The sequence below is a fragment of the Rhizobium acidisoli genome (assembly GCF_002531755.2).
In the GTDB taxonomy this organism is placed as follows: domain Bacteria; phylum Pseudomonadota; class Alphaproteobacteria; order Rhizobiales; family Rhizobiaceae; genus Rhizobium; species Rhizobium acidisoli.
Genome location: NZ_CP034998.1, coordinates 1221100 through 1245279 on the forward strand (window position 1 = coordinate 1221100; position 24180 = coordinate 1245279).

Here is a 24180-nt window from a genome sequence, read left to right on the forward strand (position 1 = left end):
CGTGCCGGCGGCTACGCCCTTCGGCCCCGCTTGTGGCGCACCTCAAGCGCCGCGCAGCCCCAGACCGTGCCGAGCAGCAGATAGACATGGCGCCAGTGGTCGATATCGATGACGTTGCCGATCGTGGCGTGGCCGAGAACCGAGATCCAGGCAATCATCAAAAAGGGCTGCCACGGCCGGTCGAGCAGCAGGTATCGGAAGCCGAGCGCGAGCGTCCAGACAAGCATGCCGACATAGCTGACGAAGCCGAGCCAGCCATAGGTGGTGAGTGATTTCAGCCAGATATTGTGCTCGTCCTCGGGAAACATCGTGCCGAACACCAGCGGGCCGATGCCGAGCGGGCGCTCCATCATCATGGTGAAGCCGATCCGGTGACGCTCGAAGCGGCCGAGATGCTCGCCGTCATATTGCTGCACCAGCTGCGCGCGCGCCGAAAACAGTTCGGCGACCTTCGGGATCTGCAGCGCCACCAGCAGCGAGGCGACGAGCATGATGATCGCCGCCAGCGACAGCACCAGCACCCTGAGGCGAAAGGCGCCGCTGCGCTCCTTCAGCAGCATGATGAAGATCAGCAGTCCGACGCCGAGCGCGAACAAACCCCAGGCGGCGCGGGAAAAGGACAGGAAGATGCCGAGCGCCAGCACCAGCAGGGCGAGAGCCTTGAGCGGCGATCTCTTCAGGTCGCCGACGAGGATGCCATGGACGAGATAGAGCGACGGCGGTACCAGGAAGGGGCCGAAGACGTTCGGATCCTGGAAGGCGCCCTTGGCGCGGTCATAGAGCGTGAAGATTTCCGCGCCCGGAAAGGCGTGGAAATAACCGAGTATGCCGAGCGCTGAGGTGGCGACGGCTGCGAAGGTCCAGGCGTTGAAGATCAGCGGCAGCCGCTTGTGACTGTCCTCGATGATCGCGGCATAGAAGACCGCCGTCAGCGCCAGGAAGGTCGAGACCGCGATATACATCGGCCCGGTTGCCAGATCCTTCATCTGTGTCAGCGACAGCATGCCGCCGATGTTGAAGGTGAGCAAAAGGGCAAGGAGCGGTGCGACGCTGCGCGAAATCCTGAGGCCCAGGATGAACCAGAGGCCGATCAGCCCCGCCATCCAGAGTTCGTAGGGCGCCGGCTCGTCGATCACGAAACCGGAGAGGAAGACGCCGAAGGCGACGAAGGCCGAGCCGATCAGGCGCAGCGTCATCCGCTGCGGCTGGGCGACACGGGGATATGTCGCCTCGATCGCGCTCAATAGGCATTTTCCGTGTTGAGCAGCCGGATCGGCGTCAGGAACAGGATCTTGAGATCGAACCAGAGCGACCAGTTCTCGATGTAATAGAGGTCGTAGGCGGTGCGGAACTTGATCTTCTCGTCATTGTCCACTTCGCCGCGCCAGCCGTTGATCTGCGCCCAGCCGGTGACCCCTGGTTTGACGCGGTGGCGGGCGAAATAACCCTCGACGACATCGCCGAAGGCGCGATCGCGGGCTTGGGCGAGAACGGCATGCGGGCGCGGCCCGACCAGCGAGAGCTCGCCCCTCAGCACGTTGAAAAGCTGCGGCAATTCGTCGATCGAGGTCTTGCGGATGAAGCGGCCGACGCGGGTGACGCGCGGATCGCCCTTGGTCACCGCGGCCTTGCCCGTGGGGTCGGACATGTTGGTGTACATCGAGCGGAACTTGAAGACGTTGATGATTTCATTGTTGAAGCCGTGGCGCTTCTGCATGAAGAAAACCGGGCCTTCGGAGGTCGCCTTGATGGCGATGGCGGTCGCGACCATCAGCGGCCAGAGCAGCGCCAGCGCGATTACGGTGAAGAAGATGTCGAAGCCGCGCTTGGCAACGGAATCCCAGTCGCGGATCGGCATCTTGAAAATGTCGAGCATCGGCACCGTGCCGACATGCGAATAGGCGCGCGGCCGGAAGCGCAGCCGGTTGGCATGCGCGGCAAGGCGGATATCGACCGGCAGAACCCAGAGCTTCTTCAAAAGGTCGTAGATACGCGCCTCGGCCGAAAGCGGCAGAGCGATGATCAGCATGTCGATGCGCGTCAATCGCACGAATTCGACCAGTTCGGCCACGGTGCCGAGCTTCGGATAACCGGCGACCATGATCGGCGAGCGCTTTTCGCCGCGATCGTCGAAGATGCCGCAGATGCGGATGTCATTGTCATCCTGCTGCTCGAGGATGCGGATCAGTTCCTTGGCCGGCTCGCCGCCGCCGACGATCACGGCGCGGCGCTCCATGATGCCGTTGCGCGCCCAGTTGCGGATGCCGTAGGCGACGAGGAAACGCTCGGCCGCCAGGAACAGCGCGCCAGCCGCAAACCAGGGCAGATAGGCATCGACGACCATCGCCCATGTGCTGCCGCGAACGAGCGCGAACAGGCCGATAGTCAGGAGGAGCGCGATCGTCCAAGACCCTAGGATGCGCGGGATCAGCCGCAGCTTGGCCCGAAGTGCCGGAATGGTGTAGGTGTCGCCAAGCTGCAGGCCGATGACGGTCAGGGCCGAGGCGATCGCCGCCATGCCGGTTCGCACCAGCGATGAATCGTAGCCGTCGCCGGGCCAAAAATAGTGGGCGATCAGGGCGATCGCGAAGAGCGCCAGGAATTCCAGCAGCCGCAACTGCCCGATGATGATCACCGGCGACTTGGTTCCGTCACGGAACTGTTCGGCGATCTGCCGGGCATAGGGGTTGATTTCTGTCGGGTCGGACGGTTTTTCCTGACCCGCATCGCCGCGCACCTCGATGTCGGAGACCTGCTTGCGCAGTGCTTCCACGTCGAATTGATCGCCTTTTTCCAGCTTGTTCATGGGGCTTTCGCTCGTTGTCACCAAGCGAATTACCAGAAAGCCCCTAAGAAATATTTACGGGGCGGCGGGCATTGCTCTGCCAGCGGCCGGATCGACGAGTTCATGGTACAATTTCAAGACATCACGCGCCATGACGGCCGAGGAAAAAACCGCCTTTACCGCCTCGGGCTTCGGCATCGTCCTGGCGTGCCAGTCGGGCGTGCTCAGCGTCTCCGCCATGACGCGGGCAAGATCGTCGGAATTTCCTGCCTCCACAAGGGCTGCGCTGTCGGCGCCGAGCACCTCGGGAATGCCGCCGACACGGCTGGCGATGATCGTCTTCCCGGCCCCGAGCCCCTCGAGCACGATATAGGGCATGGCTTCGGCGCGCGAGGGAACGACGAGGTTCTGCGCCATGGAGAAGGCTTCGTGGACCCGCATCGCCGGCAGCATACCGATACGTTTGCCGAGGCCGCGCTCGACCATCATCTCGCGGTAGCGGTCGCGATCCGGCCCGTCGCCGATCATCAGCGCCGACAGCGGCCTGCCGAGCAGCCGCTCGGTCTTGGCGAAGGCATCGACAAACAGATCGGGACCCTTGAGGTCCCGGAGCATACCCACGTAGATGAAATGTACGGCATCCGAGCGGGTGGGGATCGGCTCGAAATCGCGCTCGGCGATGCCGTTGTAGATCAGTCTGGTCTTCGTCCGCGGCTTGCCCACCTTGCGCGCATAAGTGTCGCGCTCATATTCGCAGATGAAGACCAGCGCATCGGTGAAATATTCCTGCAGGCGCTCCATCCTGAGGACGAATTGTCCGCTGAGCGAGGAGCGCGAATAATGCAGGCTTCCGCCATGCGCGGTATAGAGGCGGGCTACGCGATACCTGTTCACCCGCAACGCTGAGCCGGCAAGTCGCGCGAGCACGCCGCCCTTGGCGCCGTGTCCGTGCAGCACATCCGGCCGCAAACTTTTGATTTTCTTGTATGTATCCCACATCGTCGCAAGGTCGGACGGGCTGATCGAACGCCGGATCGGCACGCGTGTCAGGCCGAGCGACAGATAGGGACGGATATCGTCGAACAGGCTGTCCTCATAATCGCCGCCGGTCGAGCTGTCGCAGAGGATGCCGACTTGATGACCGGCCTTGCTGTGCTCCTCGACCAGATCGCGGACATGGCGGAAAATTCCGCCGACCGGCGATCTGAAGCAATGGAGGATGCGGAGCGGCTTCTGTGTTGCCATCGCTCAGAAAAGCCGTTCGCGAACGTAGATCGTGTCGCCGGCGATGATCGGCCCCGATATGTTGATGCGGCCGGTCAGCACCTGTCCGTTGATCTTGCGGGTGACGTCGACCATGCTCTGGTTGGCGCGGCTGGTGAAGCCGCCGGCGACCGCAATGGCGTTCTGCACGGTCATGCCGGGGACATAGGCATACTGGCCGGGTTGGCCGACTTCGCCCATGAGGAAGATCGAACGATAGCGATCGACATCGATGGTGACGTCAGGATCGCGAAGATAGCCCTGCTGCAGTTTCTGGGCGATCTGGCCCGAGAGTTGCTGCAGGGTTCGGCCGCGGGCAGGGACCTGGCCGATGAGGGGAAAGGCGATATAGCCGGCCTGATCCACGGTATAGGTATTCGTCAGGCTCTGCTGGTCGAAGACGGTAACGCGCAGCCGGTCGCCGCTATCAAGCGTATAAGGCTGGATGGTCGCCTCGTTGAAGGCCTTCGGAGCCGGCTTGTATGTCGTGCAACCGCCCAATGCCGCCGTCATGGCTGCAAGGCTCAGGGCCAAAAGGATCTTGGGCTGGACGACAGACATCCGTTGGTGCTCACAGAAAATGAACTCGGTAGAGCCGTTATCAATCCGTTAGGGTTAATGCCCGGTAAAGGCCGCTTGCAATTTCCTGAGTTCCTTTACAGGCCGTCGCTTATTACTCGGCAAGATTGCCATTAACCGTTGAGTTACCATGGTCGTTTACGCTTGCGGCACATTTGTTGTGGAGTAAGAGCATGTCCGGCGTAGCGCGTGATCAGGATGTGGACATCGACCTCGGCCAGTTGGTCCGCGCCGTCTGGGCGCGGCGGCTCAGGATTTTGGCGATTACGCTTGCGGGGGCGGGCATCGCCTTTGCCGGCGCCAAGATCATGTCGCCGCAATATCGCAGCGAAACACGCATCCTGATCGAACCCCGGGCGCCGGCCTTCGCCAGCACCCAGCAGGTCAACGACGCCGGCGCCGGCCCGCTGATGGATGAGCTGAATATCGCCAGCCAAGTGCAGTTGCTGCAATCGGCCGATCTTCTGAAGAAGGTCATCAACGACCTGAAGCTTTATAACCTGCCGGAATTCGACGATGCCGCCAACGGCTCGGCGATGAGCAGTATCATGGTGAAGCTGCATCTGAAGAAGAACCCGATGGAGAACCCGCCGGAAGAGCGGGTGATCGACGCTTTCGTCGAACGTCTGCAGGTCTACCAGGTGCCGGGCTCACGCGTCATCGGCATCAGCTTCACCTCGAAGGACCCGAAGCTCGCTGCCGCCATCCCGAACGCCATGGCCAATGTCTATCTTTCGACCCAGAGCGGCGCCAAGCTCGATTCCAATTCGGAAGCGACGCGCTGGCTGGAGCCGGAGATCGAAGGCCTGCGCCGCAAGGTCAGCGAAGCCGAAAAGAAGGTCGCAGAATACCGAACCTCTCACGGGCTGCTGCAAACCAACGGCACCACCACCTTTCCCGCCCAGCAGTTGAACGATATTTCGGCGGAGCTGACCCGCGTGCGCGGCGACAAGGCCAATGCCGAGGCGAGGGCGCAAGCGGTACGCAATGCGCTGTCTTCGGGCGAGGCCTCCGACACGCTGCCTGACATCATGTCGTCCCAGGCGATCCAGCGGCTGAAGGCGACGGAATCCGGCCTGCAGTCGCAAATATCGGATCTGCAGACCAGCCTTCTCAACAATCACCCGCGGCTGAAAAGCCTGCGCGCTCAGCTCGCCGATATCCGTACCCAGATCCGCCAGGAGACGCAGAAGATTCTGACGAGCATCGAGAACGAGTCCAAGGTCGCGGATCTGAGGGCAAGCGAGCTTGAGCGCCAGTCGGACACGGTGCAGGCCAACAGCGCCCGCGCCGGCGAGGACGAGGTCGGCCTCAATGCGCTGGAGCGTGAGGCGACCGCCCAGCGCCAACTGCTTGAAACCTATCTGGTGCGCTACCGCGAGGCGGCTTCCCGCGCCGACAGCAATTCGAGCCCGGCGGACGCCCGTATCGTTTCCAAGGCCATCGAGCCGGTCGATCCCTATTTCCCGAAGGTGGTGCCGATCGTCGTCGTCGCTGCCGTCGCCACGCTGATCCTGAGCGCCATCGTCACCATGCTGGCCGAACTCTTCAGCGGCCGGGCGCTCCGTCCCGTCGATGCGGCCCCCGAGACGATCGAGACGGAAACTCTCGTCGAGGAGAGGGTTGCGCCGCAGGCCGCTCCGGTTGTCGCTGCCGTCAGAAAGCCGATCCAGCCGAGCATGCTCGCCATTGTCGGGGACGAAGACGAAACGGATGCGATCGAAGACACCGAGGCCGCCGAGGAGTTGCCGGAGGACGACAATGAATTCTCCGTCGCCTCCGTTGCGGAATATCTCACGGGCAGCCGCGCACCGCTGGCAATCGCAATATCTCCGACCGGTGACAATGGCTCTGCGGCAACGGTTTTGCTGACCCGCATGCTCGCCGATGCCGGCCGCCGCGTCATCCTGATCGACATGACCGGTTCCGGCCACCCCACGGAACTGATGGCTGAGGACCAGGCCGTTCCTGGTGTTACCGATCTGCTCTGCGGCGAGGCCGCCTTCGGCGACACGATCCACAGCGATCGTCTTTCCGACGCCCATCTGATCCCCCAGGGCCAGAGCGACGTGCGCCGCGCCATGCGCGGTGTCGACCGGCTGTCGCTGCTGCTCGATGCGCTTGCCGCCGCCTATGACCTCGTGGTGGTCGAATGCGGTTCGGCCGACGTCGCCGGCGTCTCGCGGCTGACCCGCAGCCGCGATGTCGAGATCATCCTCTCCCTGCCGGAGATCGAGGAGACCATCTTCGTGACCCTGATGACGGACTTCCAGGCTGCCGGCTACGAGCGCGTCGTGCTGATGTCGGGTGGGGAAGGGGCTGAGCAGACGCTCGGCCAGGCCGCTTAAACGATCAGCCGATGCGTGCGCGGATGCTCTGCGTAAATTTATAGAGCTTCGGGCGGGCCTTGATATGGGCCTTGCCGCGGGTGACGATCCGGTGCGCGGCGCCGGCAAGAACACCGAATGGCGAGACCGGCAGCACCACGTCGTAATGCGCGGTCTCGACAGGCGCCCAGGATCGCTTGTAGGTCTGGTCGCCGAGGCCGAAGTCGAACAGCGCCACCTCCTTGCTATGCAATCCCGAGATGGTCTGCCAATAGAGGAATTCGCCGGGGCTGGTATCCGGCACGAGCTCCTCATCGATCGCGCCGAATTGGCAGATGATATGGTCGCCCTTGCGCGAAATCCCTGAAATCGCGGCGACCCGACCCTCATTCTCTCCCTTGAGCCGCAGCACATGCATCTGCAGCCCGAAATATTGCCTGCCGTCATCCCGCATGTCGATCAGACCATGCAGGAAGGCCTGCGTTTCCTTGTCTGCGAAGACGTCGGGCAGGCCGAGGCTGGCGAAACGGGCGCTCTTCAGCCGGAAGAAGATGTCGAGCAGCCGGTGCTGCTCTTCCGATGCCTCGGGGACAAGGTATTCGAAGCCGCCGGCCGCCTCGAGGCGTTTCGACTGAACGCGGAATTTCTTGCGCCGGTTCTTGGCGTTGAGCTGCTTCAGCGTCTCCTCGAAAGCCGGAAAGAACGGCAGCTGATAGGCATGATTCTGGTTCTGCACCATCGGCAGGCCGGTAAGCGGGGTCTGTCGTCCCCGCCATTCCAGCGGAATATTCTGCAGCAGCAGCAGATCGGCCCGGCCCTTCAAGGCGTGCCGAAGCTGCCCCGCGAACTTTTCAGCGTCGATGCTGCCGCCGCTTTCGGCAAAATTTCGGGAAAACAGGCCGGTATTGATATTGCTGTGATCGGCGGCGATGAACTTCGCCACGCCAAGCCCCCGCGACTTGACGATTTCGACCGGCAGAATGAAAGCCGTCTGACCGGCATGGGTGCCTTTGAGGATTGCCAGCGGCCGCTGAAAGGCGCTTACCCAGGCGGCGCACCAGTCGTAGCTCTGATGCAGGGACTGGAGATTGTCGCGCTCCAGCGCCCGCCAATCGTCCTCAAGCGGCTGCATCGCGTCGAAAACGCTGATGTCGATTTCGGCCATGGCGAGTTTCATGCTCAGCTGGCGCAGGCGCGAAATGGCGGTTTGGGCCAGCGCCCCGTCCTGTGACGGCTGTTCATGAACATCGAGCTTTTGCGTCTGCACGGTTTTCTCCGGTCAAGAATGCTGAACGGGAAGGTAGGAATGCAGGACGTATATTTGGTTTACTCGCACGCGATGGGCGAGGTTTTCCACGGATCACGGTTATTCGGCCGTTAATGGCCTATTGCTGCCGCGGTCCGGCCATCCATTTGATGATCAGCATCGCCGGCAAGACCCAGAGCAGACCGGTGAGCAGGAAATAGAGCAGGTGCCCCCACCAGGGCGCGTTGCCGAGCGTCGCCACCGCGATCGTATTCGCCACCAGCGCATAGACCAGCACGAGCACGATGATGAGGATCGTGCCGATGAATTTGCGGAGGCGGACTGGCATCAATTTTCTCTCGGCAGGGACGGGGCGGACCGGCGCGACGGCATGCCGCAAAGGTACGGGGCTTGTTTTGCATGAGCCGGTGGGGCAAATCAACTGCCGGATAGAAGGAGACATCATGGCCGTCGCAAACCCGACCACGGAACAGGCGATCCTGAGCGAAGTGCAAAAGCAGAACCGCGACCGCCGCGCCTTGCGCTTCTGGCTTGGTTTCGTGCTCTTGGCGCTCTTCTGTCTCGTGCTGGTCGGCGGCGCTACGCGGCTGACCAATTCCGGCCTGTCGATCACCGAGTGGAAGCCGATCCATGGCGTCATCCCGCCGTTGTCGGCCGCCGAATGGGAGGAGGAATTCCGCCTCTACCAGCGCATTCCCGAATTTCAGCAATTGAACAATTCCATGACCGTCGACGAGTTCAAGGGCATCTTCTGGTGGGAATGGGCCCACCGGCTGATCGCCCGCGGCATCGGCGTGATCTTCGCATTGCCGCTCCTCTATTTCTGGCTGACCGGGCGGATCGAAAAGCGCCTGCGCTGGCCACTCGTCGGCATCCTGGCGCTCGGCGGCCTGCAGGGTTTTATCGGCTGGTGGATGGTGTCCTCGGGCCTGTCCGTCCGCACCGACGTCAGCCAGTACAGGCTGGCGACGCATTTGGTCATGGCCTGCCTGATCTTTGCCGGCTGCATGTGGATCATGCGCGGGCTCTCCCCGCATTCCAACGATCCGGCGCCGGCCCGCAGCTCGCGCGGTTTTGCCGCCGCGATCGCCATCTTCGCGCTGTTCCAGATCTATCTCGGCGCGCTGGTGGCAGGGCTCGACGCCGGTTTTTCCTACAATACCTGGCCGCTGATGGACGGCGCCGTCATCCCGTCGGATCTCTTGATCCAGCAGCCCTTCTGGATCAATGCCTTCGAGAACCCGAAGACGGTGCAGTTCATCCACCGCATCGGCGCCTATACGCTCTTCGCATTGACCTTGATCAACATGGTGATCGCGCTTCGCGCCGCCCCCTGGACCACCCATGCCCGGCGCGCCGTCGTGCTTTTCTCACTGGTGACGCTGCAGGCGGCGATCGGCATCGCCACGCTGCTGATGCAGGTGCCGCTTCACTGGGGCCTGCTGCATCAGGCCGGCGCCCTGGTGGTTTTCGGTTTCGCCATCGCCAACTGGCGCGGTTTTTACGGCGAATACCCGCACGCCACCGCAATCGCGGAGCGCGGCTGAAGCGGTGTCGTAAGTCAGTCTAACGCAGCACGCCATCGAGCAGTGGCATGCCGATGATCGCCGCGGCGGCGATCAGGATGTAGCAGGCGATTCGGAAGGTCCGTTCCTCGGCGAGCCCGAACAGTTTCGAGCCGCCGTAGAGCCCGACCGCGTAACTCGGCAGGATGACGGCGGTCAGCGCGAAGACGGCAGGCACGAACAATCCGCCGACGTAATAGCTGATGGCGCTGAAGACGGACGAGATCGAGAAATAGAGCACGACATTCGCTCTGACGCGCGTGAAGTCGCTCTTGCCGCCAAGCCAGTAAGCGACGACAGGTGGGCCGCCAAGCTGCGCGGCGCCGCTGAAAAGCCCGGCGATCAGGCCGACGCCGCTGCTGAGCGGTGCCGAAGGCGCGCCGTGATAGCGCCATCCCGATGCGAGAAGCGCGAGCAGGGCGATGGCGATGATGGTGATGCTCCAGCGCAGGAGCAGCGGATCGAGCAGCGCCAGCATCGCCGTGCCGCTCGGCACGCCGAGTGCGGCCCCGGCCGCCATGACGAAGACCTCGGGCCGGTTGGCCCCGCGCCAGGCGGGCGGGATCATGCCCAATGTGGCAATGCCGTCGATGACGAGCAGGATCGGCGAAACCAGCTTCGGCCCGACGATCGCGCCGGCAAGCGGAATGAAGATCAATGCGGCGCCGAAGCCCGAAAAGCCGCGGGCGAGCCCGGCGATGAAGGCAAACGCCATCAGCGCATAGATCCCATGGTCGGGCAGGGCGGCGGCAAACCAGGCGTGCACGCCGGCGAAAAGCGCATCGAGCGTCATGACGTCAGGAGGCGAGCATCAGGTCCATGTTCTGCACCGCGGCACCCGAGGCGCCCTTGCCGAGATTGTCGAGCAGCGCTACCAGATTGACCTGCGACGCGCCGGGCGTGCCGAAGACGAAGAGCTTCATCGTGTCCTTGCCTTCAAGCTCGACGGCGTTGACGCGGGGGAGCGCCTTGCTTTCGGCAAGCGGCACGACGGTGACGATGTCCTGGCCGGCATAATGGGCGACGAGGGCGGCATGGATGCTCTCCATCGTCGTGCCCTCGGCGAGATCGTCGAGATGCAGCGGCACCTGCACGATCATGCCCTGCGCGAACTTGCCGACTGAAGGCGAGAAGATCGGCGCACGGTCAAGCAGGCCGTGCACGGTCATTTCAGGCACATGTTTATGGGTGAGCGGCAGGCCGTAGAGGAAATGCGGTGCGGTGATCGCATCCGGGTGATCCGGGTTTTCCATTTGCGCGATCATCTGCTTGCCGCCGCCGGTATAGCCGGAGACCGCATTGACCGTCACCGGATAACCATCCGGCAGCAGGCCGGCGGCCCGCAGCGGCCGGATCAGGCCGATCGCGCCCGTCGGATAGCAGCCGGGATTGGCGACGAAACGCGCGGCCTTGATCTTGTCGGCCTGTGCGCCGTCCATTTCGGCAAAACCATAGGCCCAGCCGGGATTGACGCGGAAGGCGGTCGAGGTGTCGATGACACGGACGTTGTTGTTGGCGGAAACCATCTGAACCGCTTCCTTGGAGGCGTCGTCGGGCAGGCAGAGAATGGCGATATCGGCGCTGTTCAACATGTCCTCGCGCATGGCGGCGTTGCGCCGCTCCGCTTCGGGAATGGACAGAAGCTCGACATCGCGGCGGCCGGCCATGCGCGTGCGTATCTGCAGACCCGTCGTGCCGTGTTCGCCGTCGATGAAGATTTTCGGTGCCATGTTAACCTGCGCTTTCAATGGGTTCAGAAGGTTTCCGGATTCATTTTGGGATAATAGGTCAGCCTTGTGACACGGCGATGGCGCGTCGCTCGGCATGAAGCCCCAGCATATACATCGCCACCGTTGCCCCCGCAATGGCGGTGATATCGGCATGATCGTAGGGCGGCGATACCTCGACGATATCGGCGCCGCGGATATCGAGCTGGTGCAGGCGCTGCAGCACCGAGAGGATCTTGGCGCTCGACGGCCCGCCGGCAACCGGCGTGCCGGTGCCCGGGGCAAAGGCCGGATCGAGGCAATCGATATCGAAGGTGAGATAGGCGGGCGCGCCGCGCGTATGCGAGATGATCGCCGAGGCGATATCGCCCGCACTCATCTCCTCGACCTGATGGCCGTAGAGAATATTGACGCCGCAATCCTCCGGCGCATGGGTGCGGATGCCGATCTGGATCGAGCGGTCGGGATCGATGATACCCTGGCGGGCAGCGCGTGCCACGAAGGAGCCGTGGTCGATGCGCCGGTCTTCGTCGAACCAGGTGTCCTGGTGCGCGTCGAACTGCACAAGGGCGAGCGGCCCATGTTTTGCCGCATGGGCTTTCAGCAGCGGCCAGGTGACATAGTGATCGCCTCCGAGCGTCAGCAGGAAGGCGCCGCTGTCGAGAATGACATTCGCCTGCCGTTCGATGGCATCGGGCGTGTCCTGATGATTGCCGTAGTCGAGCAGGCAATCGCCATAGTCGATCACCGCCATTTCGGTGAAAAGATCGCGGTTGAAGGGATATTGCGCATCATTGTCGAAGATCGCCGAAGCGCGGCGGATTGCCTGCGGCCCGAAGCGCGTGCCCGGCCTGTTCGAGGTTGCCGCATCGAAGGGAATGCCCCAGACGGCCACGTCGACGCCGGCGAGCTCCTTGGTGAAGCGGCGGCGCATGAACGACAGCGCGCCGGCAAAGGTCGGATCGCTGGCGGCGGAAGTGAGGCTGGTCGCCGTGAAGGCATGATCAATGGACTTGTTCGCCAAGAGGGGCTCCTTCTCTATGGGCGCTAAACCATAGCCGTGTTCGATGTCGGCCTTATATCGGCCGGTCACCGGTCACGACCAAACCACCGGGCGACGAAATAGGCTGCTCCGGACGGTCAGGTTTGCCTGATCTCCCGAAAGGAACCGATGTTTCCTTTCGGGGCAGGAAAGGGGTAGGCGAGGTGGGGCGAGATTTCAAGCGATGCTTCGCTTGACGGCCGCTCCTGGTTTTCGAGCGGCCGCCTTTCCGCAGCAAGTTCGTCAGGCTACCTTGCACGAAAGCCGCCGCAGTCCGGCGAGGGTGATCAGCGCCATCACGGCGGCATAAGCTGCCAGCGGCTAGGCGGTGTCGCCGTCGAGCAATACGACGAACAAGGTGCCTGCAACTCCGAAACGCGCAAACAAAAAGGCCGGGTTTCCCCGGCCTTCGTAAATTCCGTCTGTCCGAAGCGATTAACGCTTGGAGAACTGGAAGGAGCGGCGGGCCTTTGCCTTGCCGTACTTCTTGCGTTCGACGACGCGGCTGTCGCGGGTCAGGAAGCCGCCCTTCTTCAGCACCGAGCGCAGGCCCGGCTCGAAGTAGGTGAGCGCCTTGGACAGGCCGTGGCGAACGGCACCGGCCTGGCCGGAGAGGCCGCCGCCGGCGACGGTTGCGACGATGTCGAACTGGCCGTCACGGGCAGCCGCAACGATCGGCTGGCGCAGGATCATCTGCAGCACCGGACGTGCGAAATATTCCGCGAATTCCTTGCCGTTGACGATGATCTTGCCGGAGCCCGGCTTGACCCAGACGCGGGCGACGGCGTTCTTGCGCTTGCCGGTCGCGTAGGAGCGGCCGAGCGAATCGACCTTGCGGACGTGAGCCGGAGCAGCAGCTTCGGTAGCCGTGCCGAGATCCTTCAGGGAGGAGAGGTCAGCCATGATCAGGCGCTCCTTACATTCTTTTTGTTGAGCACGGCAACGTCGAGGGCGACCGGCTGCTGGGCTTCATGGGGATGGTTGGAGCCGGCGTAGACGCGCAGGTTCTTCATCTGGCGACGGCCGAGCGGGCCACGCGGAACCATGCGTTCGACGGCCTTTTCGAGGACGCGCTCCGGGAAGCGGCCTTCGATGATCTGGCGTGCGGTGCGTTCCTTGATGCCGCCGGCAAAACCGGTGTGCCAGTAGTAGACCTTGTCGGAATACTTCTTGCCGGTGAAAACGACCTTGTCGGCATTGATGACGATGACGTTGTCGCCGTCGTCAACGTGGGGCGTGAAGGTTGCCTTGTGCTTGCCGCGCAGGCGCATAGCGATGATGGAAGCGAGACGGCCAACGACCAGCCCTTCGGCGTCGATGATCACCCACTTCTTCTCCACCTCTGCAGGCTTCTGGGAGAAGGTTGCCATAGTGAATACTCTCTTTTGAGACCCTTGGCCCGAGGGCTTGAAGGGCGTTTCTTGTTGCTTGGATTGACAGGCTTGCGGCATGCCAAAAAGAAAGCAGCCCGGACAGGCTGCGTTCTGGCGCGGTGTATAAAGGGAATGTGACATGGGGTCAACATCGACTTCCTCGGTGCCTAGAAAAAATTACCAGCAAAAACAATTGGTTAAATGTATGGTATTATGTTACCTCACATAAATTGGCTGGAAGCTGGCGTATCGGACGTTTTCGCGTCGCCCGTGGCGGGCTTGAACCTGCCGGACCTGAAGCAGCGTGCCACGGTCGAAAGCAGCCGCTAACCCTCGAACGCGCGCAGGCATTTCATCATTTCGCGAAGGCCGCGGGTCAGATGTTTGTCCCGCCGCAGAACCATGCCGAGGCGGCGTGTGAGCTTCGGCTGCAGCGATGATGTCGTGACCAGGCCGGCGCGGTCGCGCTTCACCGCCAGCCCCGGCAGGATCGACCAGCCGAGCCCGACGGCCACCAGTTCCTTGATCGCCTCGATGCTGCCGAACTCCATGGCTGGCCGGATCCGGATGTCCGGTGCTGCCAACCACGCGTCGATTGCCCGTCTCGTATTGCCGCCCTCGTAAAGCAACAGCGTCCTGTCGCGCATGAAAGCGGGGTCCGGTCCGCCGTCGGGCATGCGGCTGCCGGCGGGCGCGACGGCGAGCAATTCCTCCTCGTAGAAGGGTTCGATCTCAAGGTTCCGTCCTGAAGCCGGCAGCGCGATGACGGCGATATCGAGGCTGTTGGCCTCCAGATCGCGCAAGATGTCGTCGGCATTGCCGATATGGACGGTGATTTCGAGGCCTGGCATGGATTGGCGGGCGGCGGCGATGGCCCGAGGAAGCAGGTGGATCGATGCGGTGCCGCCACTGCCGATGCGCACACGGCCGCTGGCGCCATCCCTGTGCGGCATCATCGCTTCCTCAGCGGCGGCCGCGTCCTGCAACAGCCGTCTTGCATGCGCCAGCAGATCGAGGCCTGCCGCGGTCGGCTGCGCCCGCCGTCCGACGCGCTCGATCAGCCGGACGCCGAGCCGCTGTTCGAGACCCTTGACCTGCAGGCTGACGGCCGGCTGCGTCAGTCCTTCCTTGTCGGCGGCCGCCGTAAAGCTTCCGAGATCGGCGACGTTGACGAAGGTTGCGAGCTGATCGAGGTTGAGCGCCATACAAAAGAAATCCTTATGCATCTCATAATATCCATAAGCTTCCTTCGCGGCATTCTCCAGCGCATCTTTCATCCACCAAGAAAGGAAGACGAGATGGCCCTGGAATTGAGCGAGAGACTCGAGACGCCGCGCGATATCGTTCGGTCGAAATTTAACGCAACGTCGCGCTGGGTCCGCCAGCAGCTGGCGGCGGTCGACCATCGGCTGGAAAAGCGCCGCAGCCGCCGGATACTATGCGATCTGACAGAGGACGAGCTTCGCGATGTCGGCCTCACCCGTGCGCAGGCGAGGGCAGAGACAGCAAAATCCTGGTTCTGGTCGTAACGGCTGCGGCCTTAGCGGAATGCGCTGATCCTGCTCGAAATTGCCGGCGCCTTGTGGCAATACCTCAGTCTGGAAATCGAGCGCAGGGAGCAGCATCATGGCCGAAATCGTATCCTTCCCGGACGCAGGCAGGGCGGAAGCGCTGCTGGTCCGCTCTCTGCGGGACGGAGTGTTGCGGCTCGTGCTGAACAACCCGCCGGCCAATGCGCTGTCGATCGCGCTTCTCGAAGCGCTGATGGCCGAACTCGACAAGGCCGGCTCGGATGCGGATGTGCGCGTCGTCGTCATCGCCTCGACCGGCAATGTGTTTTCCGCCGGCCATGATCTCAAGGAACTCACCGCTCGTCGTGCGGATGAGGATCAGGGGGCCGGTTTCTTCGAGAGGGCCTTCCGGCTCTGCGCCGATCTGATGCTGAAGATCGCGAATCTGCCGAAGCCTGTCATCGCCGAGGTCGACGGGCTGGCGACGGCGGCGGGCTGCCAGCTCGTCGCCTCCTGCGACCTGGCGATCTGCACGGATACGTCGACATTCTGCACCCCGGGCGTCAATATCGGCCTCTTCTGCTCGACGCCGATGGTGGCGGTTACGCGCTCCGCCCATCGCAAGCAGGCGATGGAGATGCTTTTGACCGGCGAGACGATCGACGCCTCCACAGCCAAGGATTTCGGCCTCGTCAACCGCATCGTGCCGAAGCAATATCTGGCGCAGGTCGTTGCCAAATATGCGGGAGTGATCGCGAGCAAATCGCCGCTGACCCTGAAGATCGGCAAGGAAGCTTTCTACCGGCAGCTCGAACTGCCGGTCAAGACCGCCTATGATTATGCCGCCGGGGTGATGGTCGACAACATGATGACGCAGGATGCCGAGGAGGGGATCGGCGCCTTTCTCAACAAGCGCACGCCCGAATGGAAGGGCGAGTAATCACGTCAGTTTCAGAACCAGCCCGCCAATGGCGATGACGACGCCGGCGACGTAGCGCCAGACACTGGCTTTTTCCTTGAAGACGGTAATCGAGATCACCAGCGCAAAAAGGATCGCGGTTTCGCGCAGGGCCGCAACGGTTGCGACCGGGGCTTTCGTCATCGCCCAGAGGGCCAGCCCGTAGGAGGCGATCGAGCCGGCGCCGCCGATCAGGCCGCGCCACCAGTTGCGCCGGACGTGCCGCGCCACGGCGATGGTGCCGCGTTGCGAGACCGCCCAGGAAAACAGCAGTACCGGCGGCAGCAGCGACATCCACAATGTGTAGGAAACCGCATTGCCGGAAAGGCGTGCGCCGATGCCGTCGACATAGGTGTAGCTGGCGATGACGCAGGCATTGGCAAGCGAGAGCATGACGGCGCGGCTGCTGCCGCGCCGCGCCTCCAGAGCAAGTGTCAGCACGCCGGCGCAGATCGCCATCGTGCCGGCAAGGGCGCCGACGGAAAGATTTTCCTTCAGGATGAAACCGCTTGTCGCCGCGATCAGCAGCGGTGCGCAGCCGCGCATCAACGGATAGACGAGACCGATATCGCCGGCCCGGTAGGCGGCGGCGACCAGCTGGAAATAGGCGAATTGCAGGATGGCCGAAGCGCCGATGAACGGCCATGCAGAGGCTTGCGGCAACGGCAGGAATGCCAGGAACGGCAGCGCCGAAACCGCGCCGCCGGCCGAGATCAACGCCGCATCGAGGGATTTATCGCTTCCCGCCTTGACGATGGCGTTCCATGTCGCATGCAGCAATGCGCCGAAGAGAACGAGCAGGATGACGTCGAGCGGCAAGGGAGTAAATCCGGAAAAGATGAGGGACGCTGGAAACGCCTCGCCTTCGGCGTTTCAAATTCCTGAAAAGACAACTGGGATTTGCACGAAAATACACGGCGGCGGTCGCGGACGTGTTCATATGTCGAATAGCATTCTTTCGGCATGGGCACAATCGCGGCGCATTGGGGCAATTTTTACGTGCGCGCGACATGCGTTCAATCCACGCGATCCTTTCAACTATGAGATGTTTCTAATGGATACGGGAACAGAGCCCGACATTATCGGGAACAAAAGGAGAAACTATTTGCGGGAGCTCGCTGGCCGACTATTCTATGATGCTGAAATATAGATATTATTCTATAACTCTGAGATACTGGGATTTTAAAGCTTGTGATTGTGTAACTTTCGAAAGATCGCAGCGCGGGATTGAATGCGCGCCTTTCGCAAACGCGAAAGACGCATAGTTCCCGCGGCTGTCAGGACGGCGAAACCATCAAAGTTGATAATGCGGAACGAACAGCATCCCGTCAAGGTTGTCGATGTTCTGGCAGTTCAGGACGGGACAGCGAGGATCGTCTTTCGAGGGGATATGAGTCCATTCCGCATAATCGGTGGCATCGCAATAATTGCTGTTTCGAACATAACGATCATAAAGCGGCAGACCGCGGGGAGACTGGTAACGGAAGATGACCGCGCCCTGATTGTGGATGGCGGCGCGCACGCTGGCGCAGCTCATGGCAAGCGGATTGTAGCGCGAGATCGCCAGCGCCGGCGATGCGGCCAGCACGAGCATGAGGGCAACAGCGATTTTTTTCATCGAATCATCCTCAGGAGTATCCTGTTCATATATACGGGAAGGGCGTGCAGCCGGTTTCACGGAAATGCAAAAAAAACCTGCGGGCCATGCCAACGGCTTTGCAAGTGGAGAAGCGGACATGAACCACGACAGCTATATGGATGACTATCTCAGCGGAATCCTGCATTCGGTAAAGACCATCGCGCTGACCGGCGCTTCGCCCAATCCGGCCCGGCCGAGCAACGGCGTCATGGGTTATCTGTTGTCGCGTGGCTACGAGGTCATTCCCGTCAATCCGGGGCAGGCGGGCAAACAGATCCAGGGCCGCACGGTCTATGCCCGGCTCGCCGACATTCCCGTGCCGATCGACATGGTCGACGTCTTCCGTGCCGCCGAATATCTGGACGGGGTGGTCGAGGAGGCGCTGGCGCTGAGGCCGCTGCCGCAGATCATCTGGGCCCAGCTCGGCGTGCGTGACGACGCGGCTGCGGCAAAGGCGGAGGCCGCCGGCATCAAGGTGGTGATGAACCGCTGCCCGGCGATCGAATATCCCCGCCTTATCGCCTGACCTCGTTGCCTATCCTCATTGCTTGAGTTGCCGTCGGCTGAGACGGATTTTCCACCGAACGCCCATGGGTTGAAACGGATCACGATTAACTTTCGCAAGCGACAGGCTATGATCCTGCCCGTCAGCAACAACTGGAGGACGACATGGCCAAGAACGATCCGGGATTCAATACGTTGGCGATCCATGCCGGCGCCCAGCCCGACCCGGCGACCGGCGCGCGGGTCACGCCGATCTATCAGACGACAGCCTTTGTCTTCGATGATTCCGACCATGCCGCCGCCCTCTTCGGCCTGCAGGCCTTCGGCAACATCTACAGCCGCATCATGAACCCGACTCAGGCCGTGCTCGAGGAGCGCGTCGCAGCGCTCGAAGGCGGCACGGCAGCCCTTGCCGTCGCCTCCGGTCATGCGGCGCAGATGATCGTCTTCCACACCATCATGCGCCCCGGCGAGAATTTCATCGCCGCCAACAGGCTCTATGGCGGCTCGATCAACCAGTTCGGCCACGCCTTCGAGAATTTCGGCTGGCAGGTGCGCTGGGCCGATCCCGCCGACCCGGCAAGCTTCGAAAGCCAGATCGATGACAAGACGCGCGGCATCTTCATCGAAAGCCTGGCCAATCCCGGCGGCACCTTCGTCGATATCGCCGCCATCGCAGATGTCGCCCACCGCAACGGCCTGCCTCTGATCGTCGACAATACGATGGCGACACCCTATCTCATCCGCCCGATCGAGCACGGCGCCGATATCGTCGTGCATTCGCTGACGAAATTCCTCGGCGGCCACGGCAATTCCATGGGCGGCCTGATCGTCGATGGTGGCACTTTCGACTGGTCGAAATCCGGCAATTACCCGATGCTGTCGAGCCCGCGGCCGGAATATAACGGCATGGTCCTGCACGCGACCTTCGGCAATTTCGCCTTTGCGATTGCTGCCCGCGTACTCGGCCTACGCGATCTTGGCCCGGCGATCTCGCCCTTCAACGCCTTCCTGATCCTGACCGGGATCGAGACTCTGCCGCTGCGCATGCAGCGCCACAGCGACAATGCGATCGCCGTCGCAAAGTGGCTGAAGGCGCACAGCAAGATCGCCTGGGTGAATTATGCCGGCCTCGACGACGACCCGAACCATGCCCTGCAGCAGCGCTACTCGCCGAAAGGCGCAGGCTCCGTCTTCACCTTCGGCGTCGAGGGCGGCTATGAGGCAGGCAAGACGCTGGTCGAGGGGCTGCAGCTCTTCTCCCACCTTGCCAATATCGGCGACACCCGCTCACTGGTCATCCATCCGGCCTCGACGACGCACCGGCAGCTGAGCGACGAGCAGAAGATCGCCGCCGGCGCCGGACCCGACGTGGTCCGCCTTTCCGTCGGCATCGAGGACGTCAAGGACATCATCGCCGATCTCGAACAGGCGCTCTCGAAAATCTGACTTCGGAGAGGTCCGTGACGACCATGGCAAATTTCATTCCCTTCCGCATTGACGGCGTCGAACCGGAATTCGGCGCTCCCGAGCCCGGCCGGATCATCTCCGGCGATCCGCATTTCCGCACCTGGAACCTGGAGGAAGTCGCAGGCAGGCTCTATTCCGGCATCTGGGAGGCGACACCGGGCAAGTGGCGGATCGTTTATGAGGAATGGGAATATTTCAGCCTGCTGTCCGGCCATTCGATCGTGACCGAGGATGGCGGCGAGCCGGTTCATCTGAAGACCGGCGACCGGATGATCTTGAGACCCGGCTTCAAGGGGACCTGGGAAGTCGTTGAAACGACTCGCAAGGATTATGTGATCAAGGTTTAAGCGGCGCCGGCAAATCGCCGCTGACACGGACTGATCTGTTCCGATTTGCGGCGAGGACAGCCCGTTTTTCCGTAAGTGGCTGCGCCTCTTTGCCGGATAGGACGCTTTTAACCAATCCCATTAATCCGCCCTACATTGTCAAAATGCTACATCTCGTCTGCAGCGCATTGCGGACATGATGTCTCCTGCCGTCTCCCAGACATGGCCTTGCAATTATATTTTGCGGAATTTGCATGTCGTCGACTCTTGCAGGTAGGCACGTTCGCACCCAAACGTCTTCCATCATCGCGACGACGGTCTGTTTCCTTGTCGTCGCCCTCATCCTGACCGGGCTGATGGCGCATGTCGTTGTCACGATGACCCGGTCGGCGAACGAGATCGATGATGCCAGGGCCACGCGCGCCGCCCGCGCGGCAATCGCAGCCTTTGTGGCGCGCCTGAGCGGGACGACGACTGATAATGCCATATGGGACGATGCCTATAGTGCAGCCTCGTCTCCGACCGCGGCCGCTTGGGCCTATGAAAATTGGGGAAAGACCAGCGAGGATTACGCGCTCTATGACGGTGCGGTCGTCATCGGCCCCGACCGCTCTTCGATCGTCTCCGCCTATGCCAAAGGCAAGCCCTTCGAGCCGAGCGACGTTTTCGGCGAAGGCTTTTATCGGCAGATCAGAGTAGCTGCCGATCCCGCGCGGGCGCCGGTGGTCAATTTCATCAAGACCGAAAGCGGTATCGCCCTGCTCGCATCGCAGGCGATCCAGCCATACGCGGCCACCACCGAGCTTCCGAAACTCAGCACGCTGAGCTTTTACAAGGAATTTTCGCCCGAAGTTCTCGATGCGCTCTCGAACGAACATGAACTCGAAGGCTTGCACTTGGAGACGAAGCCTAGGCCGGAATTTCTGAACACGCCGATCACCGACATGAAGGGGGCCGTGATCGGCTATCTCGTCTGGCCGAGCAAAGCGCCGGGAAGCACCGTGTTTCAGCAGGTAACGCCCTATGTCGCGGCTGCCGTCGCCATCCTTGCGCTGTTCCTGATCGGCGTGTTGATGGTCGGCGCGTCCGAGGCGCGACGCCTGCGCCAATTGGCGCAAGCAGCACTTTTCGAAGCAGGCCATGACAGCCTGAGCGGCCTGTTGAACAGACATGGACTTCTCCGCCTGTTGGAAGAGTTTAAGAGTTCGGGCTCTTCGCCGCCACGGCTCTATCTGGTCGACCTCGATGGTTTCAAGGCTGTCAACGATGCCTGGGGGCATGCGGTCGGCGATGATTTGATCCGGCTGGTCTCGAACGCGCTGACGGCCTGCCACCCCGAAGTCGTTGCCGCGGCCCGGCTGGGAGGCGACGAATTTGCGCTGGTGCATGTTGGGTCCGCCACCTGCGAAGATATGGAAAAAACCATTCTGGCGCTGTTTGCCGAGCCCTTCAAAATCGACGGCCGGACGATCGAAGTCGGCGCAAGCATCGGAGCTGCCGCGGGCGACGGGGACATCGAGCCCTTGGAGCTTCTCCGCAGAGCCGATATGGCCCTCTATCGCGCCAAGGCAAATGGCCGAGGCCAGGCGATCGAATACGACCCCGAGCTGGACGAGGAGCGCCAGCGGGTCGCCGAACTGGAAGGTCTGCTGAAAGGCGCCATCGGCAGTGGTGCGATCGAGGCCGTTTTTCAGCCTCTCGTCTCTGCCACGACAGGTGCCGTCACCGGTCTTGAGGCGCTGGCGCGCTGGCGAACGTCGACAGGAAACATCAGCCCGGAGATTTTCATTCCTCTTGCCGAGCGGTGCGGCCTCATCGATGCGCTCGGTGTTCACATGCTGAGAACATCGATCGAGCATGCCAGGAGCTGGCCCGATCTGGCATTGTCCGTGAACGTCTCGCCAATCCAGCTCTGCAATCCGGAATTTGCCGCCGAAGTGATTTCGGTCCTGCAGGAGCTCGACTTCGATCCAAAGCGCCTGACCTTGGAGATCACCGAAGGCGTCCTGATGACGAATCCGGATCAGGCCCGGCGGTCGATAGACCAGCTCAAGCGCGTCGGCATAAAATTCGCGCTTGATGACTTTGGCTGCGGCTACGCCAGCATTGGCGCATTGCGGCAGTTCGGGTTCGATCGCATGAAGATCGACCGCTCGCTTGTATCAGCTCTCGATGAAGGCGCCAACGGCGCCGATGTCCTTCGGGCGACCATTTCGCTCGCCACCGCCCTGCAGATTCCCGTGACCGCCGAAGGCATCGAGAATAGCCGCCAGGCAGCGATATTGCGAGAGGCCGGCTGCGATCAGCTTCAGGGGTATCTGATGGGCAGACCGATGTCGGCACGCGACATATCCAGCAAGCTGGAAGAAGAGTCGGCCGCCTGACGCGCGATCGGCGGCTGATCTGTCAGCGCTGGATCACCACTGCAGATCCAGCCTGTCCAGCCCGTGGAAATGGTAGACATCCTTGACCACGGGCGTCTTCGCCAGCTTCAGACCGGAAAGCCGCTCGAACAGGATCGGCAGCACGACGTTGAGCTCCAGTCGCGCCAGCGGCGCGCCGATGCAGAAATGGATGCCGGCGCCGAAGGAAAGGTTCGCCGCCTCATTGCGGTCGGGCCGGAAGGCCAGCGGATCGGTGAATTTCGCCGGATCGAGATTGGCGGCGGCGAGGATGAGACTGACCTTGTCGCCGCGCTGGAAGGAGACGCCGTCGATTTCGGCGGGCTCGAGTGCCCAGCGCTGGAAGATGTGGACCGGCGCGCAGATGCGCAGGGTTTCCTCGACGGTGCGCTCGGTCGTCGCCTCGTCGCGGAAGAGGTCCGCCGGATCTGAGCCGCTCTCGATGATGGTGCGCACGGAATTGCCGATCTGGTGCACGGTCGCTTCGTGCCCGGCATTGAGCAGCACGATCGTCGTCGAGATCAGCTCCTCCTCCGTGAGATACTGCCCCTTGTGCTCGGTATGGATCATGTGGGAGAGCAGGTCGTCGCGCGGCTCGGCGCGGCGCTCTGTGATGACGGTCCTGACGTAGTCGGAAAACTCCTTCGCCGCCCGTTCGGCCTCATCCTCCTGCTCGCGCGTGCGGCCGAACATGTACATCCGGACATAGGCGTGCGACCAGGCAAGCAGCTGCGGGCCCATCTCCTCGGGGATGCCGATCATCCGGGCGATCATCGTCACCGGGATGATGTCGGCAAAGGCCGAGAGCAGCTCAACCTCGCGCTTGTCGGCGAAGCCGTCGATCAGCCGGTTGGCGAGCTCGGCAAGCTCCGGCTTCATCTTCTCGACGTGGCGGGAGACGAAGGCGCGGTTGACCAGGGTGCGCAGCCGCGTGTGCTCCGGCGGTTCGAGCTCGAGCAGGGAATAGCGTTCCGAGAGATCGAAACTGGCAAGATGCGGCATCGGCTCGGCAAGACCGAGCTCCTCGCGGCTGGCGATATGCAGGATCTGCCGGCCGAATCGGCGGTCGCGCAGCAGTCCGTTCACATGGTCGTAGCCGGTGAAGAACCACTGCTTCTGTTCGCTCCAGTAGAAGGTCGGGCAATGGGCGTGAAGGGCGGCATATACGGCATTCGGGTCGCCGTAGAAGGCCGGATTGCGGGCGTCCAGCGAGACGTGGCGGCTTGAGCGGTCGATCGAGAGAAAGGGCGGTATCATCATGCCCCGAGGCTTAGCGGATTTGCCGGGCCTCGGAAAGATGCGGGGCAGGGGCGATCCTGGATCAGTTGATTTTAGGCCGGACGCACCATCACATTAAGGATTGCGTCCAACCCAAAGATTCGATTCCGATTTCAGGGTTATGCCAACGCCTGTCGCCCGAAGGTGTGCAGCGGTTCCGGGGG

At 62.2% G+C, this 24180-nt stretch carries 23 protein-coding genes; 8 read left to right on the forward strand and 15 right to left on the reverse strand.

Features of this window, described 5'->3' with window-relative positions; all coding sequences use genetic code 11:
• Positions 1 to 11 precede the first annotated feature (11 nt).
• From CO657_RS06135 to CO657_RS06150, 4 genes are read right to left on the reverse strand one after another with little or no spacing between them, the layout of a single operon-like run.
• Positions 12 to 1244, reverse strand: coding sequence for an O-antigen ligase family protein (locus CO657_RS06135; protein ID WP_054181853.1), 1233 nt, complete (start codon positions 1242 to 1244; stop codon positions 12 to 14).
• Entirely contained in the window at positions 1241 to 2806 is a 1566-nt protein-coding gene (locus CO657_RS06140) for an undecaprenyl-phosphate glucose phosphotransferase (protein ID WP_054181854.1), read from the reverse strand. The genes CO657_RS06135 and CO657_RS06140 overlap by 4 nt, the downstream gene beginning before the upstream one ends.
• Before the next feature lie 54 nt (positions 2807 to 2860).
• Positions 2861 to 4030, reverse strand: a complete 1170-nt coding sequence (locus CO657_RS06145; protein ID WP_054181855.1) for a glycosyltransferase family 4 protein — start codon at positions 4028 to 4030, stop codon at positions 2861 to 2863.
• 3 nt (positions 4031 to 4033) lie between these two features.
• Positions 4034 to 4609, reverse strand: coding sequence for a polysaccharide biosynthesis/export family protein (locus CO657_RS06150; RefSeq protein ID WP_003573986.1), 576 nt, complete (start codon positions 4607 to 4609; stop codon positions 4034 to 4036).
• A 191-nt stretch (positions 4610 to 4800) separates the two neighbouring features.
• Between CO657_RS06150 and CO657_RS06155 the strand changes: the two genes are divergently transcribed.
• Positions 4801 to 6975 (forward strand): GumC family protein, encoded by a 2175-nt coding sequence (locus CO657_RS06155; RefSeq protein ID WP_054181856.1) that lies wholly within the window; start codon positions 4801 to 4803, stop codon positions 6973 to 6975.
• Between the two features lie 4 nt (positions 6976 to 6979).
• Here CO657_RS06155 and CO657_RS06160 read toward each other — a convergent pair whose 3' ends face one another.
• The gene (locus CO657_RS06160) at positions 6980 to 8221 is read right to left on the reverse strand and encodes a GNAT family N-acetyltransferase (protein ID WP_054181857.1); all 1242 of its coding nucleotides are present in this window, start codon (positions 8219 to 8221) and stop codon (positions 6980 to 6982) included.
• Between the two features lie 118 nt (positions 8222 to 8339).
• Positions 8340 to 8549 (reverse strand): DUF2842 domain-containing protein, encoded by a 210-nt coding sequence (locus CO657_RS06165; RefSeq protein ID WP_003587376.1) that lies wholly within the window; start codon positions 8547 to 8549, stop codon positions 8340 to 8342.
• A 115-nt stretch (positions 8550 to 8664) separates the two neighbouring features.
• Between CO657_RS06165 and CO657_RS06170 the strand changes: the two genes are divergently transcribed.
• The gene (locus tag CO657_RS06170) at positions 8665 to 9768 is read left to right on the forward strand and encodes a COX15/CtaA family protein (RefSeq protein ID WP_054181858.1); all 1104 of its coding nucleotides are present in this window, start codon (positions 8665 to 8667) and stop codon (positions 9766 to 9768) included.
• A gap of 19 nt (positions 9769 to 9787) precedes the next feature.
• Here CO657_RS06170 and CO657_RS06175 read toward each other — a convergent pair whose 3' ends face one another.
• The 6 genes from CO657_RS06175 to CO657_RS06205 form a co-directional block, all read right to left on the reverse strand.
• Positions 9788 to 10579 (reverse strand): sulfite exporter TauE/SafE family protein, encoded by a 792-nt coding sequence (locus CO657_RS06175; RefSeq protein WP_003587374.1) that lies wholly within the window; start codon positions 10577 to 10579, stop codon positions 9788 to 9790.
• A gap of 4 nt (positions 10580 to 10583) precedes the next feature.
• Positions 10584 to 11516, reverse strand: a complete 933-nt coding sequence (argC, locus tag CO657_RS06180) for an N-acetyl-gamma-glutamyl-phosphate reductase (RefSeq protein WP_054181859.1) — start codon at positions 11514 to 11516, stop codon at positions 10584 to 10586.
• A 58-nt stretch (positions 11517 to 11574) separates the two neighbouring features.
• Entirely contained in the window at positions 11575 to 12537 is a 963-nt protein-coding gene (gene speB, locus CO657_RS06185) for an agmatinase (protein WP_054181860.1), read from the reverse strand.
• Positions 12538 to 12990: 453 nt separating this feature from the next.
• Complete coding sequence (gene rpsI, locus CO657_RS06195; RefSeq protein ID WP_003587370.1) at positions 12991 to 13458, reverse strand: 30S ribosomal protein S9; 468 nt, start codon at positions 13456 to 13458, stop codon at positions 12991 to 12993.
• 2 nt (positions 13459 to 13460) lie between these two features.
• Positions 13461 to 13925, reverse strand: coding sequence for a 50S ribosomal protein L13 (rplM, locus tag CO657_RS06200; protein WP_003573970.1), 465 nt, complete (start codon positions 13923 to 13925; stop codon positions 13461 to 13463).
• 329 nt (positions 13926 to 14254) lie between these two features.
• Entirely contained in the window at positions 14255 to 15154 is a 900-nt protein-coding gene (locus CO657_RS06205) for a LysR family transcriptional regulator (protein ID WP_197283863.1), read from the reverse strand.
• A 72-nt stretch (positions 15155 to 15226) separates the two neighbouring features.
• On the opposite strand from CO657_RS06205, the gene CO657_RS06210 reads away from it, so the two are divergent.
• Together CO657_RS06210 and CO657_RS06215 are read left to right on the forward strand one after the other, a co-directional pair.
• On the forward strand, positions 15227 to 15457 hold the full coding sequence (locus CO657_RS06210) for a DUF1127 domain-containing protein (protein WP_054181861.1): 231 nt from the start codon (positions 15227 to 15229) through the stop codon (positions 15455 to 15457).
• Positions 15458 to 15554: 97 nt separating this feature from the next.
• The gene (locus CO657_RS06215) at positions 15555 to 16379 is read left to right on the forward strand and encodes an enoyl-CoA hydratase (protein ID WP_054181862.1); all 825 of its coding nucleotides are present in this window, start codon (positions 15555 to 15557) and stop codon (positions 16377 to 16379) included.
• Here the strand turns inward: CO657_RS06215 and CO657_RS06220 are convergent, their stop codons facing one another.
• Positions 16380 to 17216, reverse strand: coding sequence for an EamA family transporter (locus CO657_RS06220; RefSeq protein ID WP_054181863.1), 837 nt, complete (start codon positions 17214 to 17216; stop codon positions 16380 to 16382).
• Positions 17217 to 17691: 475 nt separating this feature from the next.
• Positions 17692 to 18015: a hypothetical protein gene (locus tag CO657_RS06225; protein WP_054181864.1), complete on the reverse strand. Its 324-nt coding sequence runs from the start codon at positions 18013 to 18015 to the stop codon at positions 17692 to 17694.
• Between the two features lie 118 nt (positions 18016 to 18133).
• Between CO657_RS06225 and CO657_RS06230 the strand changes: the two genes are divergently transcribed.
• From CO657_RS06230 to CO657_RS06245, 4 genes are all read left to right on the forward strand, one after another.
• Positions 18134 to 18562, forward strand: coding sequence for a CoA-binding protein (locus CO657_RS06230; RefSeq protein WP_003587363.1), 429 nt, complete (start codon positions 18134 to 18136; stop codon positions 18560 to 18562).
• 143 nt (positions 18563 to 18705) lie between these two features.
• Entirely contained in the window at positions 18706 to 19989 is a 1284-nt protein-coding gene (locus CO657_RS06235; RefSeq protein ID WP_003587362.1) for an O-acetylhomoserine aminocarboxypropyltransferase, read from the forward strand.
• A gap of 23 nt (positions 19990 to 20012) precedes the next feature.
• Positions 20013 to 20357, forward strand: coding sequence for a cupin domain-containing protein (locus CO657_RS06240; RefSeq protein WP_054181865.1), 345 nt, complete (start codon positions 20013 to 20015; stop codon positions 20355 to 20357).
• A 233-nt stretch (positions 20358 to 20590) separates the two neighbouring features.
• Positions 20591 to 22720, forward strand: coding sequence for a putative bifunctional diguanylate cyclase/phosphodiesterase (locus CO657_RS06245; protein ID WP_054181866.1), 2130 nt, complete (start codon positions 20591 to 20593; stop codon positions 22718 to 22720).
• Positions 22721 to 22753: 33 nt separating this feature from the next.
• On the opposite strand, the gene CO657_RS06250 is transcribed toward CO657_RS06245, so the two are convergent.
• Positions 22754 to 23998, reverse strand: a complete 1245-nt coding sequence (locus tag CO657_RS06250) for a cytochrome P450 (RefSeq protein WP_054181867.1) — start codon at positions 23996 to 23998, stop codon at positions 22754 to 22756.
• Positions 23999 to 24180: the final 182 nt, after the last annotated feature.

Excerpts from the sequence above, each read along its gene's own strand:
- CO657_RS06140 (WP_054181854.1), bottom strand. The coding sequence starts at position 2,806 with ATGAACAAGCTGGAAAAAGGCGATCAATTCGACGTGGAAGCACTGCGC.
- CO657_RS06145 (WP_054181855.1), bottom strand. The coding sequence starts at position 4,030 with ATGGCAACACAGAAGCCGCTCCGCATCCTCCATTGCTTCAGATCGCCG.
- CO657_RS06150 (WP_003573986.1), bottom strand. The coding sequence starts at position 4,609 with ATGTCTGTCGTCCAGCCCAAGATCCTTTTGGCCCTGAGCCTTGCAGCC.
- CO657_RS06155 (WP_054181856.1), top strand. The coding sequence starts at position 4,801 with ATGTCCGGCGTAGCGCGTGATCAGGATGTGGACATCGACCTCGGCCAG.
- CO657_RS06165 (WP_003587376.1), bottom strand. The coding sequence starts at position 8,549 with ATGCCAGTCCGCCTCCGCAAATTCATCGGCACGATCCTCATCATCGTG.
- CO657_RS06170 (WP_054181858.1), top strand. The coding sequence starts at position 8,665 with ATGGCCGTCGCAAACCCGACCACGGAACAGGCGATCCTGAGCGAAGTG.
- CO657_RS06175 (WP_003587374.1), bottom strand. The coding sequence starts at position 10,579 with ATGACGCTCGATGCGCTTTTCGCCGGCGTGCACGCCTGGTTTGCCGCC.
- argC (WP_054181859.1), bottom strand. The coding sequence starts at position 11,516 with ATGGCACCGAAAATCTTCATCGACGGCGAACACGGCACGACGGGTCTG.
- rpsI (WP_003587370.1), bottom strand. The coding sequence starts at position 13,458 with ATGGCTGACCTCTCCTCCCTGAAGGATCTCGGCACGGCTACCGAAGCT.
- rplM (WP_003573970.1), bottom strand. The coding sequence starts at position 13,925 with ATGGCAACCTTCTCCCAGAAGCCTGCAGAGGTGGAGAAGAAGTGGGTG.
- CO657_RS06205 (WP_197283863.1), bottom strand. The coding sequence starts at position 15,154 with ATGCATAAGGATTTCTTTTGTATGGCGCTCAACCTCGATCAGCTCGCA.
- CO657_RS06210 (WP_054181861.1), top strand. The coding sequence starts at position 15,227 with ATGGCCCTGGAATTGAGCGAGAGACTCGAGACGCCGCGCGATATCGTT.
- CO657_RS06215 (WP_054181862.1), top strand. The coding sequence starts at position 15,555 with ATGGCCGAAATCGTATCCTTCCCGGACGCAGGCAGGGCGGAAGCGCTG.
- CO657_RS06225 (WP_054181864.1), bottom strand. The coding sequence starts at position 18,015 with ATGAAAAAAATCGCTGTTGCCCTCATGCTCGTGCTGGCCGCATCGCCG.
- CO657_RS06230 (WP_003587363.1), top strand. The coding sequence starts at position 18,134 with ATGAACCACGACAGCTATATGGATGACTATCTCAGCGGAATCCTGCAT.
- CO657_RS06235 (WP_003587362.1), top strand. The coding sequence starts at position 18,706 with ATGGCCAAGAACGATCCGGGATTCAATACGTTGGCGATCCATGCCGGC.
- CO657_RS06240 (WP_054181865.1), top strand. The coding sequence starts at position 20,013 with ATGGCAAATTTCATTCCCTTCCGCATTGACGGCGTCGAACCGGAATTC.
- CO657_RS06245 (WP_054181866.1), top strand. The coding sequence starts at position 20,591 with ATGTCGTCGACTCTTGCAGGTAGGCACGTTCGCACCCAAACGTCTTCC.
- CO657_RS06250 (WP_054181867.1), bottom strand. The coding sequence starts at position 23,998 with ATGATGATACCGCCCTTTCTCTCGATCGACCGCTCAAGCCGCCACGTC.